The following is a 16,512-nucleotide window of genomic DNA, read 5'->3' on the forward strand; positions in this document are numbered from 1 at the left end:
GCAGCCGCCGACGGCGATCTGCATACCGGGACGCTCCCGCTTGACGGCGGCGAGCTGGCCCAGGTTGCCGAACAGGCGCGTCGCGGCGTTCTCCCGGACCGAGCACGTGTTGATGACGACGACGTCCGCGCCACCGTCCCCGGCGTCGGTCGCGCGGGCGGCCGCCGCCGGGACGGACGCCACCGGCACGTAGCCACGTTCCTCGAGCAGCCCGGCGAGCCGCTCGGAGTCGTGCACGTTCATCTGGCAGCCCAGCGTGCGCACGTGGTACGTGCGCACCGGTCCCGGCGCGGTAGCAGTCATGGTGACGTCCAGTCTAGGTGGCCCGCACTGGCTGGCCCGCAGCCCGGTGAGGCATGATGACGACACCGCCGACGACGCCGAGGGAGCACGATGACCGCAACACAGACCCACCCCGTCCCCAGGGCCCCACAGGCCCCGTTCGTCGAGCGGCACGTCGGCCCCGGGCCGGCGGGCACGGCCCGGATGCTCGCCACCCTCGGCCTGGACAGCCTCGAGGCGCTGGTGGACGCCGCCGTGCCCGAGAGCATCCGCCTGCGCACCCCCCTCGACCTCCCGCCGGCCCGCAGCGAGGCCGAGGTGCTGGCACGGCTACGCGAGATCGCGGCGCAGAACGTGCGCCGGGTGCAGATGATCGGCCAGGGCTACCACGACACCCTGACGCCCTCGGTCATCGTGCGCAACGTCCTGCACTCCCCCGCCTGGTACACCGCCTACACCCCGTACCAGCCGGAGATCTCCCAGGGGCGGCTCGAGGCGCTGCTGAACTTCCAGACCGTGGTCGCCGACCTCACCGGCCTGCCGGTCGCCAACGCGTCGCTGCTGGACGAGGCGACGGCCGTCGCCGAGGCGGTCCTGCTCATGCGCCGCGCCCACCGGGGCGACGGCGTCGTGCTGCTCGACGCGGAGCTGCACCCGCAGACGCTCGCCGTGGTGCGCGGGCGTGCCGCCGCCGTCGGCATCCAGGTGGCGGTCGCGGACCTGGATGCGCTGCCGCCCGGGGACCTGGTGGGGGTGGTGGCCCAGCAGCCCGGCACCTCCGGCCGCGTGCGGGACCTGGGCCCCCTCGTCGCTGCGGCGCGAGAGCGCGGGGCACTGGTCGCGGTGGCGGCGGACCTGCTGGCCCTGACGCTCATCGCCCCGCCGGGTGAGCAGGGCGCCGACATCGCCGTCGGCTCCGCGCAGCGCCTGGGCGTCCCGCTCTTCTACGGCGGCCCGCACGCCGCCTATCTGGCGGTGCGGGCCGGGCTGGAGCGCCAGCTGCCCGGCCGGCTCGTCGGGGTCTCCAAGGACGCGGCGGGCACCCCGGCGTACCGGCTGGCGCTGCAGACGCGCGAGCAGCACATCCGCCGCGAGCGGGCGACGTCGAACATCTGCACCGCCCAGTCGCTCCTGGCGATCGTCGCCGGGTGCTACGCCGTCTACCACGGGCCGGAGGGGCTGACGGCGATCGCCCGGCACTGCCACGACGCCGCCCGGACCCTGGCGGCCGTGCTCACGGGCCACGGCACCGACGTGGTGCACACGGACTTCTTCGACACGCTCACGGTCCGGGTGCCGGGCCGGGCCGGCGACGTCGTCGCCGCCGCGGAGGCGGCCGGGGTGAACCTGCGCCTGGTCGACGCCGACCGGGTGGGCGTGGCGTGCGACGAGACGACGACACCGGCACACCTCGCCGTCGTCGCCACCGCCTTCGGGGTGGCGCACGCGCAGACGGCGGTGGCCGACGCGGCCGCCCGGGTGGCCGCCGCGGGGCCCGGGAGCGGCCCGCTGGCACCGCTCGCGCGGACGTCCCCGTTCCTCACCCACCCGACCTTCCACGAGCACCGGTCCGAGACGCAGATGATGCGTTACCTGCGCCGGCTCTCGGACAAGGACCTCGCGCTGGACCGCACGATGATCCCGCTGGGCTCGTGCACCATGAAGCTCAACGCCGCCACGGAGATGGAGGCGATGACGTGGCCCGAGTTCGCGTCGATCCACCCGTTCGCGCCGGACCACCAGACCGTCGGCTGGCGTGAGCTCATCGCCGACCTCGAGGAGCGGCTGGCCGTGATCACCGGGTACGACCGGGTCAGCGTGCAACCGAACGCGGGATCGCAGGGGGAGCTCGCCGGGCTGCTCGCGATCCGGGGCTACCACCGCACACGCGGCGAGGCGGGGCGCACCGTGTGCCTCGTCCCCGCGTCCGCGCACGGCACGAACGCCGCCTCCGCCGTCCTCGCCGGGATGCGGGTGGTGGTGGTCGCCACCGCCGCGGACGGCACGATCGACCACGCGGACCTGCGCGCCAAGCTCGACGAGCACGGCCCGCGGGTCGCCGCGATCATGCTCACCTACCCCTCGACGTACGGCGTCTTCGACGCCGACGTCACCGAGGTGTGCGACGCCGTCCACGCCGCGGGCGGCCAGGTCTACGTCGACGGCGCGAACCTCAACGCCCTCGTGGGGCTGGCCCGCCCCGGCCGCTTCGGCGGCGACGTCAGCCACCTGAACCTGCACAAGACGTTCTGCATCCCGCACGGGGGCGGCGGGCCGGGGGTGGGGCCGGTGGCCGTGCGTGAGCACCTCGTGCCGTTCCTGCCCGGCGACGCCGCCGGGCCCGTGCCCGACGGCGACGGCCCGGGCGGGGCACCGGTCTCGGCGTCGCGCCACGGCTCGGCGGGGGTGCTGCCCATCAGCTGGGCGTACCTGGCGCTCATGGGCGGTGCGGGCCTGACCCGGGCCACCCAGGGCGCCCTGCTGGCCGCCAACTACCTGGCCCGGGAACTCGCCCCGTCCTTCCCGGTCCTGTACTCCGGTCCCGGCGGGCTCGTGGCGCACGAGTGCATCCTCGACCTGCGTGAGCTGACCGCGCGCACCGGCGTGACGGCCGAGGACGTCGCGAAGCGGCTCATCGACTACGGGTTCCACGCGCCCACGCTGGCGTTCCCCGTCGCGGGCACGCTCATGGTCGAGCCCACCGAGAGCGAGGACCTGGGCGAGCTCGACCGGTTCGTGGCCGCGATGAGGGCCATCCGCGCGGAGATCGACCAGGTCGCCGCCGGCGACTTCGCCGTCGAGGCCAGCCCGCTGCGCCGCGCCCCGCACACCGTCGCCGACGTCACCACCACCGGCTGGGACCGGCCCTACCCGCGCGAGCAGGCGGTCTTCCCGGTGCCGAGCCTGCGCCAGGGCCGGTACTTCGCCCCGGTGGGGCGCATCGACGGCGCCTTCGGGGACCGGAACCTGGTGTGTGCCTGCCCACCGGTCAGCGAGTACGAGGAGGGGTGATGGGACACCGGACCGCGCTGTACGACGCGCACCTCGCCCTGGGGGCGACGTTCACCGATTTCGGCGGCTGGGAGATGCCGCTGCGCTACAGCTCCGACCTGGCCGAGCACCACGCGGTGCGCGGGGCGGCCGGGCTCTTCGACCTGGGCCACATGGGCGAGGTCTGGGTGGCGGGCCCGGGCGCCGCGGACGCCCTCGACCACGCGCTGGTCGGCCGCCTCTCCGCCGTCGCGGTGGGGCGTGCGAAGTACACCCTGCTGTGCGCCCCGGACGGCGGCATCGTCGACGACCTCATCTGCTACCGCGTGGCACCGGAGCGGTACCTGGTCGTCCCCAACGCCGGGAACACGGCCGCGGTCGCCGCCGCCCTGACCGAGCGGGTCGCGGGCTTCGACGCGGTGGTCACCGACGCCTCGGCGACCACGTCGCTCCTGGCGGTCCAGGGGCCGGCGGCGTGGACCGTCCTCCTGGGCCTGGTGCCCGCGAAGGAGCGGGACGCCGTCGCGGGCGTCCGCCGCTACGCCGCCGCCGCGGCGACGGTCGCCGGGACCGAGGTGCTCCTCGCCCGCACCGGGTACACCGGCGAGGACGGTTTCGAGCTCTTCCTGCCCGACGACGCCGCCCCCGCGCTCTGGGCGGCGCTGCTGGCGGCCGGTGGGCCGCACGGGCTGGTGCCCACCGGGCTCGCCTGCCGGGACTCGCTGCGGCTGGAGGCCGGCATGCCGCTCTACGGCCACGAGCTCACCCTCGAGGTCGACCCGTACGCCGCCGGGCTCGGCGCGTCCGTCGACCTGACGAAGGACTTCGTCGGGCACGCCGCCCTGGTGCGGGCCCGGGCGGCGCACGAGGGGGGCGAGGGGCGCGTGCTCGTCGGCCTGAGCGGCCCGGGACCGCGGGCCGCGCGGGCGCACCAGCGGGTGCTCGCCGACGGCGCGGACGTCGGGTTCGTCACCTCGGGGCTGCCCAGCCCCACGCTCGGGCGGCCGATCGCGCTGGCCCGTGTCGATGCCGGCCACGCCGCCGTCGGCACCGCGCTCGAGGTGGACGTGCGCGGCCGGGCGCAGCCGTTCGAGGTGGTGCCGCTGCCCTTCTACTCACGCCCCCGACCGCCCCACCAACAGGTCAAGGGCCCGTCATAGGATCGTCAAATCGTGCGCTACTGTAGCCGGACTGTTACCCAGGTATGACAGATTTCACTCCATCGATGGCTAGGTTGGCGCACATGAGTGACCCGAACCACACCTCGACCCCGGCGGGGCCGGCGCCCACCGCCCCGCGCGGCGAGCCGCTGGTCGTGCTCACGGACGTCAACAAGCACTTCGGCGAGCTGCACGTCCTCAAGGACATCGACCTCGTGGTGCGGCGGGGCGAGGTGGTCGTGGTCATCGGCCCGTCCGGCTCCGGCAAGTCGACGCTGTGCCGGGCCATCAACCGGCTCGAGCCGATCGACGGCGGCTCGATCACCATCGACGGGCAGCTGCTCCCGGCGGAGGGCCGGGAGCTGGCCCGGCTGCGGGCCGACGTCGGCATGGTCTTCCAGTCCTTCAACCTCTTCGCCCACAAGTCGATCCTCGACAACGTCACGCTCGGGCCCATCAAGGCCAGGGGCGTCAAGCCGGCCGAGGCGCGCACGAGGGCGATGGCGCTCCTCGAACGCGTCGGCGTGGCCGACCAGGTCACCAAGTACCCCGCACAGCTCTCCGGCGGGCAGCAGCAGCGGGTGGCCATCGCCCGCGCCCTGGCCATGCAGCCGAAGGTGATGCTCTTCGACGAACCCACCTCCGCGCTCGACCCGGAGATGATCACCGAGGTGCTCGACGTCATGACGGCCCTGGCCCGGGACGGGATGACGATGGTCGTCGTGACCCACGAGATGGGATTCGCCCGCAAGGCCGCCGATCGGGTGATCTTCATGGACGCCGGCCAGATCGTCGAGGAGAACACTCCGGAGGAGTTCTTCACCCACCCGAGATCGGACCGCGCGAAGGACTTCCTCTCCAAGCTGCTCAGCCACTGATCCGCACCACATCCGCTCCCCGGACCGGGGACCGACCTGAAGGAGACGACATGCGAGGCACACGCAAAGCAGGGTTCGCCCTGACCCTGGTGGCCGCCCTGGCCCTGGCCGCCTGCTCGGGGGGCGAGCCCGGGCAGACCGATGCGCCGACCACCGACGGCGCGACGACCGGCGGCGGCTCGGGCGAAGGGGTGACGATCGGCATCAAGTTCGACCAACCGGGCCTGGGCCTGCAGGAGGGCTCCACGTACACCGGGTTCGACGTCGACGTCGCCACCTACGTGGCGGGCAAGCTCGGCTACGCCCCGGAGAACATCAAGTGGGTGGAGTCCGTCTCCTCCCAGCGCGAGACGCTGCTGGAGAACGGCTCAGTCGACATGATCTTCGCGACGTACTCGATCACCGACGCCCGCAAGGAGCGGGTCGCCTTCGCCGGGCCGTACTTCGTCGCCGGCCAGGACCTCCTGGTCAACACCGCCGACACCGAGATCACCGGCCCGGACACCCTGGACGGCAAGGTGCTGTGCTCGGTGGAGGGTTCGACGTCGGCCGAGCGCATCCGGGACGACTACTCCGTGGGGGTCGAGCTGTACCCGGCCCAGACCTACTCCGAGTGCGTGGAGTTCCTCAGCGCCGGCACGGTCGACGCCGTCACCACCGACGACGTCATCCTCGCCGGCTACGCCGCCCAGTCGCAGTACGCGGGCAAGTTCAAGGTGGTCGGCAACCCGTTCTCGGAGGAGAACTACGGCGTCGGCCTGCCGCAGGACAACACCGTCTGCGAGGACGTCAACGCCGCCATCACCGAGATGATCGACGACGGGACGTGGGAGAAGCTCATCGCGAAGAACGTCGGCGAGAACTTCACCTGGAACGCGGACCTCAACCCGCCGGAGCCCCAGCCCTGCGCGTGAGCCGACGGCGGCACCCGGACCTCGACCCGGGTGCCGCCCCCGTCCGTCGGTCCGCCGACGTGAGTGAGAGTGGAAGGAGGCCCACGTGGGCGGGTACCTGGGCGACATGGCCGAGCTCCTCGGCACCTACGACCTGCTGGGTGCCTTCTGGGTCAACATCAGGCTGACGGCCTTCTCGGCCGTGTTCGCGTTCGTGCTCGGCACGGTGCTCGCGATCATGCGGGTCTCCCCCGCGCCGAGCCTGCGGTGGGCGGGTGCCACGTACGTCAACATCGTGCGCAACACCCCGCTGACGCTCGTCATCCTGTTCTGCTCCCTCGGCCTGTTCGGCCAGCTCGAGGTCATCCTGGCCCGCAACGAGGCCGGCCGGGTCGACATCTCCACGAACGGGTTCCTGCTCGCCGTGCTGGGGCTGAGCCTGTACACCGCCGCGTTCGTCTGCGAGTCGCTGCGCTCGGGGGTGAACACGGTGCCGGCGGGGCAGGCCGAGGCCGCTCGCGCCATCGGCCTCGGCTTCGGCCAGTCCATGCGGATCGTCATCCTGCCGCAGGCGATCCGCGGTGCCATCGCCCCGCTGGGCAACACCCTCATCGCGCTGGCGAAGAACTCCACCGTCGCCCAGGCTGCGGGGGTCTTCCAGGCCGCGTCGGTGATGAACACCATGATCGAGTTCCGGCCCGACCTCATGGTCGCGATCTTCCTGATGGTCGCGCTGGGCTGGGTGATCATCGTCCTGCCCATCGGCCTCGTGACGACCTCCCTGTCGCGACGGCTGGGGGTGGCCCGATGAGCACCGTGCTGTTCGACACGCCCGGGCCGCGCGCCCGGCGCCGCATCCTGGCCGTCAATGTCCTCGGGGCCCTCGTCGTCCTCGGCCTCGGCGTGTGGATGGTCTCCGGGCTGGCGACCAAGGACCAGCTCACCGCCGCGAAGTGGAACCCGTTCCTCACCGAGTCGGTCTGGGTCGACTATCTCCTCGTCGGGCTGTGGAACACGGTCCGCGCGGCCGCCGTGTCCATCGTGACGGCGAACGCCTTCGGGCTGCTCTTCGGGCTGGGCCGCCTCTCGCAGCGGCGCACCGTCCGGGTGGCCAGCGGCGTCGTCGTGGAGTTCTTCCGCGCCGTGCCCGTGCTGGTGATGATGATCTTCTTCTACAACCTCTTCTCCTACACGGAGGGCTTCTGGAGCGCCGAGCCGCCGTTCTACGCGGTCGTGGTGGCACTGACGCTCTACAACGGCTCGGTCGTCGCGGAGCTGGTCCGCTCCGGCGTGGACAACCTGCCGAGCGGTCAGCGCGAGGCGGCGCTGGCCATCGGCCTGTCGCGGGGGAAGAGCCTGCGCCTGGTGGAGATCCCGCAGGCCCTCATCGCGATGATGCCGTCGATGATCAGCCAGCTCGTCGTCATCCTCAAGGACACCGCGCTGGGATACATCATCACCTACAGCGAGCTGCTCCGGGCGGCCCGCCTGGTGGGTTCGACGTTCGCGAACCTGCTCCCGGCGCTGATCGTGGCCGCGGCGGTGTTCATCGTCATCAACTACAGCCTGACCTGGGTGGCGGAACGGGTGGCCCGGCGACTGAGCCGGCGGACCGCCGTCGTCACGCGGCCCACCGAGCTCGCGGCCGTCGACGCCGGGGACTGACCCGCGCCCGGCCGGCCGCGGGCCTGACCGGGCCCGCCCCGCGGCCGGGGCATCAGTCCGGCTCGTCCCACGCGCCCGGCTCGGCCGGCGGGTCCACCCCCTCGGCCGCGAGGACCTCGTCGATGACGCGCATGGCCGTGCCCCCGTCGAACCCGCGGCGCCCGAGCGCGCCGGCCAGCCGGCGGCGCCGGGTCCGCGGGTCGAGGCCGCGGGTGGCGCGGGCCCTCTTCTCGGCAAGACGGTGGGCGGCCGCGAGCTCGTCCTCGTCGCCGACCTGCTCGAGGGCGCCGGCGGCCACCTCGTCCGCGATGCCGCGGCGGCGCAGCTCCACCGCCAGCGCGCGGCGGGCGAGGCCCCGCTCACCGTGCCGGGTGCGCACGAGCATCTCCGCGTACGCGACGTCGTCGACGAGCCCGACCTCGGTGAAGCGGTCGAGGACCGCCGACGCGACCTCCTCGGGCACGTCCCGCTTCGCCATCGCGGCAGCGAGCTCCGCCCGGCTGCGGGGGGCGGCCGTGAGCAGCCGGAGGGCGATGGTGCGGGCGACGTCCCCCGCCGGCGGCTCGCGGTCCGTCGCGGCGGCGCCGACCGGCGGCGGCTCGAGCCCGGGACGGGCCCGGCGCCGCCGGCCCTGCGGTGCGCTCATCGGCTCAGAAGTCGACCGCGGCCTCGGCGACGACCGTGGCCGCGGCCGCGCCGGCCGCCTCGTCGGCGTGCTCACCGATGCCGAGCTTGGCGAGGATCTTCCGCTCGATCTCGTCCGCGAGCTCGGGGTTGTCCTTGAGGAACTGCCGGGACTTCTCCTTGCCCTGGCCGAGCTGGTCGCCCTCGTAGGTGTACCAGGCACCCGACTTGCGGACGACGCCGTTGTCGACGCCGAGGTCCAGCAGGCTGGCCTCGCGCGAGATGCCCTCCCCGTAGAGGATGTCGAACTCGGCCTGCTTGAAGGGCGGGGCCATCTTGTTCTTGACGACCTTGACGCGGGTGCGGTTGCCGTACGCCTCGCCACCGTCCTTGAGGGTCTCGATGCGGCGGATGTCCAGGCGCACCGAGGCGTAGAACTTCAGCGCCTTGCCACCGGTCGTCGTCTCCGGGGAGCCGAAGAAGACCCCGATCTTCTCGCGGAGCTGGTTGATGAAGATCGCCGTGGTGCCCGAGGCGGACAGCGCACCGGTGATCTTGCGCAGCGCCTGCGACATGAGCCGGGCCTGCAGACCCACGTGGGAGTCACCCATCTCGCCCTCGATCTCCGCCTTCGGCGTGAGCGCCGCGACGGAGTCGATGACCAGGATGTCGAGCGCACCGGAGCGGATCAGCATGTCCGCGATCTCCAGCGCCTGCTCGCCGGTGTCCGGCTGGGAGACGAGAAGGTTGTCGGTGTCCACGCCGAGCTTCTGGGCGTACTCGGGGTCGAGCGCGTGCTCGGCGTCGATGAACCCCGCGATGCCGCCGGCGCGCTGGGCGTTGGCCACGGCGTGCAGCGCCAGGGTGGTCTTGCCGGAGGACTCCGGGCCGTAGATCTCGACCACGCGGCCGCGGGGCAGGCCCCCGATGCCGAGCGCGACGTCGAGCGCGACGGAGCCGGTGGGGATGACCCGCACCTTGGGACGGACCTCGTCACCCAGACGCATGATCGATCCCTTGCCGAACTGGCGATCGATCTGGCTGAGCGCGGCCTCCAGGGCCTTGCTGCGGTCTGCTACAGGAGCGGGCATGTCGGTTCACCTCTCGGCAGGGGCCGCCTCGGGCGGCCCTGGTTCGGTCAGGGGCTGGTCTTGTGCGGGGAGCGCCCTCGCCGGGCGACCACCTGGAGACGACGCTATGCCCGACCACCGACATCCGGCTGCGGGCCCCTCCCTGGCTGTGGAGATCCCGCGGACGTCGCCGTCTCACGGGGAGCGTACGGCGAACGTCTGTTCGAGCCGAGACGACACGCCGGTGGGTTCGGCCGGGCGCTCGTCGCCTGGTTCGGCCCGGGTGTGCCGGGCGACCCGGCCGGCCCGGCACGCTCCGGCTACCGCTTGCTCTTCTCCTTGGGGTCGCGGCGGTGCCGCCACCGGGTGGCCTCGTCCAGCTCCATCTCGTCGCACAGCGCGTCCCAGACCTCCCGGGGCGGGACACCGTCGGCGAGCGCCTGCACGGAGGTGCGCCCGAGGCCCACCAGCACCAGGTCCTCGGCCAGCGACCGGCCGTAGGCGCCGAAGGTCTCCTGGACGACCTTCCAGAACTCCGAGTGCTTCACCGTCCCAGGGTGTCACGCCCGGCGACTACCCTCGACGTCGTGCCCACCCCGCCCCCGCCGGTCCCCGCCCCGGACCGGTCCCGGCCGACGGTGACGGTTCTCGCCGGCGGCGTCGGCGGTGCGAAGCTCGCCCACGGCCTCACCGCCGTCGTCGACGACCTCACCGTCGTCGTCAACACCGGTGACGACTTCGAGCTCTACGGGCTCGCGATCAGCCCCGACCTGGACACGGTGATGTACACCCTCGCAGGCTGGGCGGACACGGCCCAGGGCTGGGGCCTCGCCGGGGATAGCCACGCCACGCTCGACGCCGTCGCCCGCCTCGGCGAGGACGTCTGGTTCCACCTGGGCGACCAGGACCTCGCCACCCACCTGGTCCGCACCGCCCGCCGCCGCGCCGGCGCACCGCTGTCACACGTGACGGCACGGCTCGCCGCGGCGGCCGGGGTCACCGCCCGTCTGCTGCCCATGACCGACGACCCGGTCGCCACCCTGGTGGACACCCCCGCCGGGCGGCTACCGTTCCAGGAGTACTTCGTCGCCCGTGGCCAGCGCGACGAGGTCACGGCCGTCGTGCTCGACGGCGTCGCGGACTCGAGCCCCGCCCCCGGCGTGCTCGCCGCGCTGACCGGCGCCGATGTCGTCGTCCTCGCGCCGTCGAACCCGTTCGTCAGCATCGGCCCGATCCTCGCGGTCCCGGGCGTGCGCGACGCGCTGGCGGGCAGCCCGGCGCGGCGGGTCGCCGTCTCCCCCATCGTCGGCGGCCGGGCGCTGAAGGGGCCGGCCGGGAAGATGCTCGCGAGCCTGGGGCACGAGGTCTCCGCACTCGGCGTCGCCCGCCTGTACGCCGGGCTCGTCGACGTCATGTGCCTGGACGTCCGCGACCGGGACCTCGCCCCCGCCGTCGCCGACCTCGGCATGGAGGTCCTGGTCACGGACACGGTGATGGGGCCGGGGGCGGGCCGTGAACGCCTCGCCCGTGAGCTGCTCGCCGCCACGCCGTCGTGACCACGGTCGCCGTCGTCCCGCTGCGGGACCTGTCCGGCAAGAGCCGCCTGGCCGGTGTGCTGGACGACGCTGCGCGGGGCCGCCTCGTCGCCGCGCTCGCCCGGCACGTCCTCGCCACGCTGCTGGCCGAGGCCCGGGTGGGTCAGGTCCTGCTCGTCATGGCGGATCCCGCCGCGGCCGCCGTCCTCGGCGAGCACCCGCGCCTGCGTGTGGTCGCCCAGCAGGCCGGGGCGGATCTCAACGGTGCGGTCTCGTACGCCCGCGACCTCGCCGTCGAGCGCGGCGCCGACCGGCTCCTCGTCGTGCACGCCGACCTGCCGGCCCTCACCGGGACGGACGTCGCCGCGCTGCTGGACGCGGCGGGGCCGGTGGCGCTGGCCGGCGACCGCGTGGGCGGGGGTACCAACGCCGTCGTCCTCGCGCCGGCCCGCCGCGACTTCGTCTTCCGGTTCGGTCCGGGCAGCCTGGCGGCCCACCGGGCCGAGGCCACCCGGCTCGGCCTGACCGCCCGGGCGGTCACCGGCCCGGGTCTGGCGACCGACCTGGACACCCCCGAGGACTGGGTGGCGCTCGCACCCGGCGTACGCGCCCGCGTCCGGCGCGATGTCACCGGCTGAGCGCACAATGGGCTGATGCCGACCGAGGTGCCGTTCTCCGCCCCCACCCGGGCGTGGTTCGACGACGCGTTCGCGGCGCCGACGCCCGCCCAGCTCGGGGCGTGGGACGCCATCTCCTCCGGCGACCACGCGCTCGTCGTCGCCCCCACCGGTTCCGGCAAGACGCTCGCCGCCTTCCTGTGGGCACTGGACCGGATGCTCACCGGGGACGTGCCCGAGGAGGGCGAGCGGTGCCGGGTGCTGTACGTGTCCCCGCTCAAGGCGCTGGCGGCCGACGTCGAGCGCAACCTGCGCTCCCCGCTCGTCGGGATCTCCCACGCGGCCGCCCGCCTGGGCGTCCCCGTCCACGCCGTCCGCGTGGGCACGCGCACCGGGGACACGCCCGCGTCCGAGCGGCGCCGCCTGGCCACCCACCCGCCCGACATCCTCATCACCACCCCGGAGTCGCTCTACCTCGTCCTGACGTCCGCGGCCCGGGAGGGGCTGCGGGGCGTGCGCACCGTCATCCTCGACGAGGTGCACGCCGTCGCCGGCACCAAGCGCGGCGCGCACCTGGCCCTCTCCCTCGAACGGCTCGACGCCCTGCTGCCCGCCCCGGCGCAGCGGGTCGGCCTCTCGGCGACGGTCCGGCCGGCGTCCGCCGTCGCCACCTTCCTCGCCGGGCACCGCGGCCTACCCGACGGCGGGCGCCCGGTGCGGGTGGTGCAGCCGGAGTCCGTCAAGGAGCTGCGCATCGACGTCGTCGTCCCCGTGGAGGACCTCGCCGACCCGGCGGCGACGCCTCTGCGCGCGGCCGCCCGGGCGGCCGACGACGGCTCACCGGAGGCGACCGAGCAACCGGAGCGAGGCCACCCGTCCGTGTGGCCGCACCTGACGGAGCGGGTCGTGGACCTGGTGGCCGAGCACCGCTCGACCATCGTCTTCACCAACTCGCGCCGGTCCGCCGAGCGGCTCACCGCCCGGCTCAACGAGGAGTGGCGGGCCCGCACCGAGGGGCTGGGCGGCGCCGAGACCGTCGCCGCGGCCGGCAGCACCTGGTCCGCGGCCGTGCCCGGCCAGTCGGGCACGGCCCTGGCCACGACGGACGTGGTCGCCCGCGCGCACCACGGCTCGATGAGCCGCGAGGAGCGGGTGCGCACGGAGAGCGATCTCAAGGCCGGGCGGCTGCGGGCCGTGGTGTCCACCTCCTCCCTGGAGCTGGGGATCGACATGGGCGCGGTGGACCTGGTCATCCAGGTGGGCGCACCGCCGTCGGTCGCCGCCGCGCTGCAGCGGATCGGGCGCGCCGGGCACCAGGTCGGTGCCGTCTCCCACGGCGTCGTGCTCCCCACCCACCGCGGCGAGCTGCTCCCCACCGCGGTCAGCGCGGCCCGCGCCCGCGGTGGCCTCATCGAGGAGCTGCACGTCCCGGCCGGCCCGCTGGACGTGCTCGCCCAGCAGGTCGTGGCGATGCTCGCCGTCGAGGACCTGACCGTGAACGAGCTCGCCGCCCGCGTCCGGCGCAGCGCCCCGTTCGCCACCCTCGGCGAACGGTCCCTGCACGCCGTGCTCGACATGCTCGCCGGCCGCTACCCCAGCGAGGACTTCGCCGAGCTGCGGCCCCGCATCGTGTGGGACCGCAGTACCGGGATGCTGCGCGCCCGTCCCGGTGCGCTGCGCCTGGCGGTCACCTCCGGCGGCACGATCCCCGACCGTGGCCTCTACGGCGTCTACCTCGCCACCTCGACGGCCGGGCCGGGCGACGGCGCGGCACCCGGCACCGGGGTGGGCGGCGGGAGGGGCACCGGGTGGAACCCGGCCGCCGTCACCGCCGGGGCACGGGGCGGCGGGCGGCGCGTGGGCGAGCTCGACGAGGAGATGGTCTACGAGTCCCGCGTGGGCGATACGTTCACGCTGGGCACGAGCACCTGGCGCATCGAGGCCATCACCCCCGACCGCGTCCTCGTCTCCCCGGCGCCGGGGCAGCCGGGCCGGCTGCCGTTCTGGAAGGGCGACACGCCCGGCCGGCCGGCCGAGCTCGGGCGCGCCGTCGGGACGGCGGTGCGGGAGCTGTCGACGCGCGGCACCGACGCCGACGTCCTCGCCGGCCTGGACGGGTGGGCGTCCGCGAACCTGCTGGCCTATCTGGACGAGCAGCGGGCGGCCACCGCCACGCTGCCCGACGACCGCACCATCGTCGTCGAACGGTTCCGCGACGAGCTCGGGGACTGGCGCGTCGTCGTCCACTCCCCCTACGGCGCCCGGGTGCACGCCCCGTGGGCGCTGGTGCTCGCCGCCCGCCTGCGCGAGGCCACCGGGATGGACGTGGCCGCCGCCCCCAGCGACGACGGCATCGTGCTGCGGCTGCCCGACGTCGAGGGCGGGGACGGCGGCGGGCGGCTCGACGTCACCGAGCTGCTGCTGGACCCGGCGGAGGTCTCCGGGCAGGTGGTCCGGTCGCTGACCGGCTCGGCCCATTTCGCCGCCCGGTTCCGCGAGGGGGCCGCGCGCTCGCTCCTGCTGCCGCGGCGCCGGCCCGACCGGCGTCAGCCCCTGTGGCAGCAGCGCCACCGCAGCGCGCAGCTGCTCGCCGTCGCGGCGCAGTACCCCGATTTCCCGGTGGTCCTCGAAGCCGTCCGGGAGTGCCTGCAGGACGACTTCGACGTGCCCGCGCTCATCGACCTCATGCGCCGCGTCGCGGCCCGGGAGGTGCGCGTCGTCGAGGTGGAGACGACCGCTCCGTCGCCGTTCGCCCGGTCCCTGTTGATGGGGTACGTCGCGCAGTTCCTCTACGGCGACGACGCCCCGCTCGCCGAGCGTCGGGCGGCGGCGCTCACGCTCGACCCGGCGCTGCTCGCCGAGCTGGTCGGCTCGGACCTGGGGGATCTCGCCGACCTGCTGGACCCGGCGGCGGTGGCCGAGGTGGCTGCCGAGGTGGGGCTGCGCACCGAGCGTGCCCGGGTGCGCGACGCCGAGGGGCTCGTGGACGTGCTCCGCCGGCTGGGCCCGGTCGGGGTCGCCGACCTCGCCGAGCGCGCCACCGGACCGGACCTCGTCCCCACCTGGCTCGCGGACCTCGCCGCCCAGCGCCGGGTCATCCCCGTGCGGGTCGCCGGGGCCGAGCAGTGGGCCGTCGTCGAGGACGCGGGGCGGCTGCGCGACGCGCTCGGTACCGCCCTGCCGGTGGGCCTGCCCGAGTCGGTGCTCGAGCCGGTGGCGGACCCGCTCGGGGACCTGGTGCGCCGGCACGCCCGCACGCGCGGCCCGTTCCCGGCCGCCGCCCTGGCCGCGCGGCTGGGGCTCGCCCCGGGCGCGGTGCTGCCCGTGCTGGCCGACCTCGTGCGCACCGGCCTCGTCGTGACGGGCCGGCTGAGCCCGGTCCCGCCCGACGGCGCGGCCCCCGGCGACGACGCGTCGGGCGCGCTCGCCGGCCTCCCGGCGCCGGAGTACTGCGACGCCGACGTCATGCGGCGGATCCGGCGTCGTTCGCTCGCGCGGCTGCGTAGCGAGGTCGAGCCGGTCCCGGCCCGCTCGCTCGGAGTCTTCACCCCCCGGTGGCAGCGCGTGGTCGCCACCGGCGCCGCCCCGGAGCTGCGCGGGGTGGACGGTGTGCTCGCGGTGGTCGAGCAGCTCGCCGGGGCCGTGGTGCCCGCCTCCGCCCTCGAGTCCCTGGTGCTGCCCGCCCGGGTGCGGGACTACGCACCCGCCCTGCTGGACGAGCTCACCGGTTCGGGCGAGGTGCTGTGGGTGGGGGCCGGCGCGCTCGCCGGCGTCGACGGGCTGGTCTGCCTGCTCCCCGCAGACCTGGACACGCTCGCCCCACCACCGACGCCGGGCCCGCGGCCCGCCCTGCACGAGTATCTGCTGGGGGCGCTGGGTGACGGCGGCGGGCGTTTCTTCCGGGAGCTGCTGCCGGGCGCGGTCGACGGCGCCGCCGCGCTACCCGTCGAGGTTCTCGAGGCGCTGTGGGAGCTGGTGTGGGACGGCCTGGTCACCAACGACACCCTCGCCCCGCTGCGGGCCCGCCTCGGCGGCGGCCGGCCGGCCCACGCGACGGAGCCGCGGGCGGCACGGGCACGCTCGGTGGGCCGGCTGCGGCGCGGCTCGCTCTCCCGCACGGCACTGTCGGGGCGGCCGGCCGGCGCGGTCTCGCCGCCGTCGGCCGTGGGCCGGTGGTCGCTCGTACCGGGGCGGGTACCGGCGGCGTCCGTGAGCGGCGGGGCGGGGAGCGGGCCCACCCAGGAGCACACCGGGCGGGTCACCGCCCAGACCCTGGCGCTGCTCGAGCGCCACGGGGTCCTGGTCCGGGGCGCGGCGGGCCTGGAGGCGGTGCCCGGCGGCTTCGGTGCGGCCTACCAGGTGCTCCGGCGGCTGGAGGAGGCCGGCCAGGTGCGGCGCGGGTACTTCGTCGAGGGGCTGGGCGCCGCCCAGTTCGCCCTGCCCGAGGTGGTCGACCGGCTCCGCGGGGACGCCGCGGCGCTCGCCGCGCGGTCTTCGGTGGCCGTCGAGGGGCTGCCGGCCGCCGAGCCCCTGGTCCACGTCCTGGCCGCCACCGACCCGGCGAATCCGTACGGCGCGGCGCTGGGGTGGCCGGTGCCGGACGGCGGCGAGGGACACCGGCCCGGCCGCAAGGCCGGCTCGGTCGTCGTCCTGGTCGACGGCGCCGCCGTCCTCTACGTGGAGCGGGGCGGCCGCACCCTGCTCTCCTTCACCCGGGACGCGGTCACGCTGACGGCGGCGACGGCCGCCCTCGCGCGGGTCGCCGCACGCGGCGCCCTGGGGCCGCTCACACTCCAA

The 16,512-nt window shown here is 74.9% G+C and carries 12 protein-coding genes and 1 pseudogene; 9 read left to right on the forward strand and 4 right to left on the reverse strand.

Annotation, left to right across the window (positions count from 1 at the left end; translation table 11 throughout):
• Positions 1–303 (reverse strand): annotated as a pseudogene (locus tag ACYC1Z_RS08795) (tRNA (N6-isopentenyl adenosine(37)-C2)-methylthiotransferase MiaB); the annotation flags it as partial.
• A gap of 90 nt (positions 304–393) precedes the next feature.
• On the opposite strand from ACYC1Z_RS08795, the gene gcvP reads away from it, so the two are divergent.
• The 6 genes from gcvP (at position 394) to ACYC1Z_RS08825 (ending at position 7,869) form a co-directional block, all read left to right on the forward strand.
• Positions 394–3,294: an aminomethyl-transferring glycine dehydrogenase gene (gene gcvP, locus ACYC1Z_RS08800; RefSeq protein WP_461409149.1), complete on the forward strand. Its 2,901-nt coding sequence runs from the start codon at positions 394–396 to the stop codon at positions 3,292–3,294.
• Positions 3,291–4,433, forward strand: a complete 1,143-nt coding sequence (gcvT, locus tag ACYC1Z_RS08805; protein WP_461409150.1) for a glycine cleavage system aminomethyltransferase GcvT — start codon at positions 3,291–3,293, stop codon at positions 4,431–4,433. The genes gcvP and gcvT overlap by 4 nt, the downstream gene beginning before the upstream one ends.
• 83 nt (positions 4,434–4,516) lie before the next feature.
• On the forward strand, positions 4,517–5,311 hold the full coding sequence (locus tag ACYC1Z_RS08810) for an amino acid ABC transporter ATP-binding protein (protein WP_461409151.1): 795 nt from the start codon (positions 4,517–4,519) through the stop codon (positions 5,309–5,311).
• Between the two features lie 50 nt (positions 5,312–5,361).
• Positions 5,362–6,225 (forward strand): glutamate ABC transporter substrate-binding protein, encoded by an 864-nt coding sequence (locus tag ACYC1Z_RS08815; RefSeq protein ID WP_461409152.1) that lies wholly within the window; start codon positions 5,362–5,364, stop codon positions 6,223–6,225.
• A gap of 85 nt (positions 6,226–6,310) precedes the next feature.
• Entirely contained in the window at positions 6,311–7,015 is a 705-nt protein-coding gene (locus ACYC1Z_RS08820) for an amino acid ABC transporter permease (RefSeq protein WP_461409153.1), read from the forward strand.
• Positions 7,012–7,869 (forward strand): amino acid ABC transporter permease, encoded by an 858-nt coding sequence (locus ACYC1Z_RS08825; RefSeq protein ID WP_461409154.1) that lies wholly within the window; start codon positions 7,012–7,014, stop codon positions 7,867–7,869. The genes ACYC1Z_RS08820 and ACYC1Z_RS08825 overlap by 4 nt, the downstream gene beginning before the upstream one ends.
• A 52-nt stretch (positions 7,870–7,921) precedes the next feature.
• Here the strand turns inward: ACYC1Z_RS08825 and ACYC1Z_RS08830 are convergent, their stop codons facing one another.
• The 3 genes from ACYC1Z_RS08830 to ACYC1Z_RS08840 all read right to left on the reverse strand — a co-directional run bounded on the left by ACYC1Z_RS08830 (position 7,922) and on the right by ACYC1Z_RS08840 (position 10,111).
• Positions 7,922–8,515, reverse strand: a complete 594-nt coding sequence (locus tag ACYC1Z_RS08830) for a regulatory protein RecX (RefSeq protein WP_461409155.1) — start codon at positions 8,513–8,515, stop codon at positions 7,922–7,924.
• A 4-nt stretch (positions 8,516–8,519) separates the two neighbouring features.
• A complete protein-coding gene (recA, locus tag ACYC1Z_RS08835) occupies positions 8,520–9,584 on the reverse strand; it encodes a recombinase RecA (RefSeq protein WP_461409156.1) in 1,065 nt (354 codons plus the stop codon).
• Positions 9,585–9,883: 299 nt separating this feature from the next.
• Positions 9,884–10,111, reverse strand: a complete 228-nt coding sequence (locus ACYC1Z_RS08840) for a DUF3046 domain-containing protein (protein WP_461409157.1) — start codon at positions 10,109–10,111, stop codon at positions 9,884–9,886.
• Positions 10,112–10,150: 39 nt separating this feature from the next.
• Between ACYC1Z_RS08840 and cofD the strand changes: the two genes are divergently transcribed.
• The 3 genes from cofD to ACYC1Z_RS08855 form a co-directional block, all read left to right on the forward strand.
• Entirely contained in the window at positions 10,151–11,119 is a 969-nt protein-coding gene (gene cofD / locus ACYC1Z_RS08845; RefSeq protein WP_461409158.1) for a 2-phospho-L-lactate transferase, read from the forward strand.
• Positions 11,116–11,736, forward strand: a complete 621-nt coding sequence (gene cofC / locus ACYC1Z_RS08850; protein ID WP_461409159.1) for a 2-phospho-L-lactate guanylyltransferase — start codon at positions 11,116–11,118, stop codon at positions 11,734–11,736. The genes cofD and cofC overlap by 4 nt, the downstream gene beginning before the upstream one ends.
• 15 nt (positions 11,737–11,751) lie before the next feature.
• On the forward strand, positions 11,752–16,512 hold a 4,761-nt coding region (locus ACYC1Z_RS08855; RefSeq protein WP_461409160.1), incomplete at its 3' end, for a DEAD/DEAH box helicase.

It is taken from the genome of Georgenia sp. (genome assembly GCF_054605595.1).

Bases quoted from the DNA above. Each gene is read 5' to 3' on its own strand.
- gcvP (WP_461409149.1), top strand. From the start codon at position 394: ATGACCGCAACACAGACCCACCCCGTCCCCAGGGCCCCACAGGCCCCG.
- ACYC1Z_RS08810 (WP_461409151.1), top strand. From the start codon at position 4,517: ATGAGTGACCCGAACCACACCTCGACCCCGGCGGGGCCGGCGCCCACC.
- ACYC1Z_RS08815 (WP_461409152.1), top strand. From the start codon at position 5,362: ATGCGAGGCACACGCAAAGCAGGGTTCGCCCTGACCCTGGTGGCCGCC.
- ACYC1Z_RS08825 (WP_461409154.1), top strand. From the start codon at position 7,012: ATGAGCACCGTGCTGTTCGACACGCCCGGGCCGCGCGCCCGGCGCCGC.
- ACYC1Z_RS08830 (WP_461409155.1), bottom strand. From the start codon at position 8,515: ATGAGCGCACCGCAGGGCCGGCGGCGCCGGGCCCGTCCCGGGCTCGAG.
- recA (WP_461409156.1), bottom strand. From the start codon at position 9,584: ATGCCCGCTCCTGTAGCAGACCGCAGCAAGGCCCTGGAGGCCGCGCTC.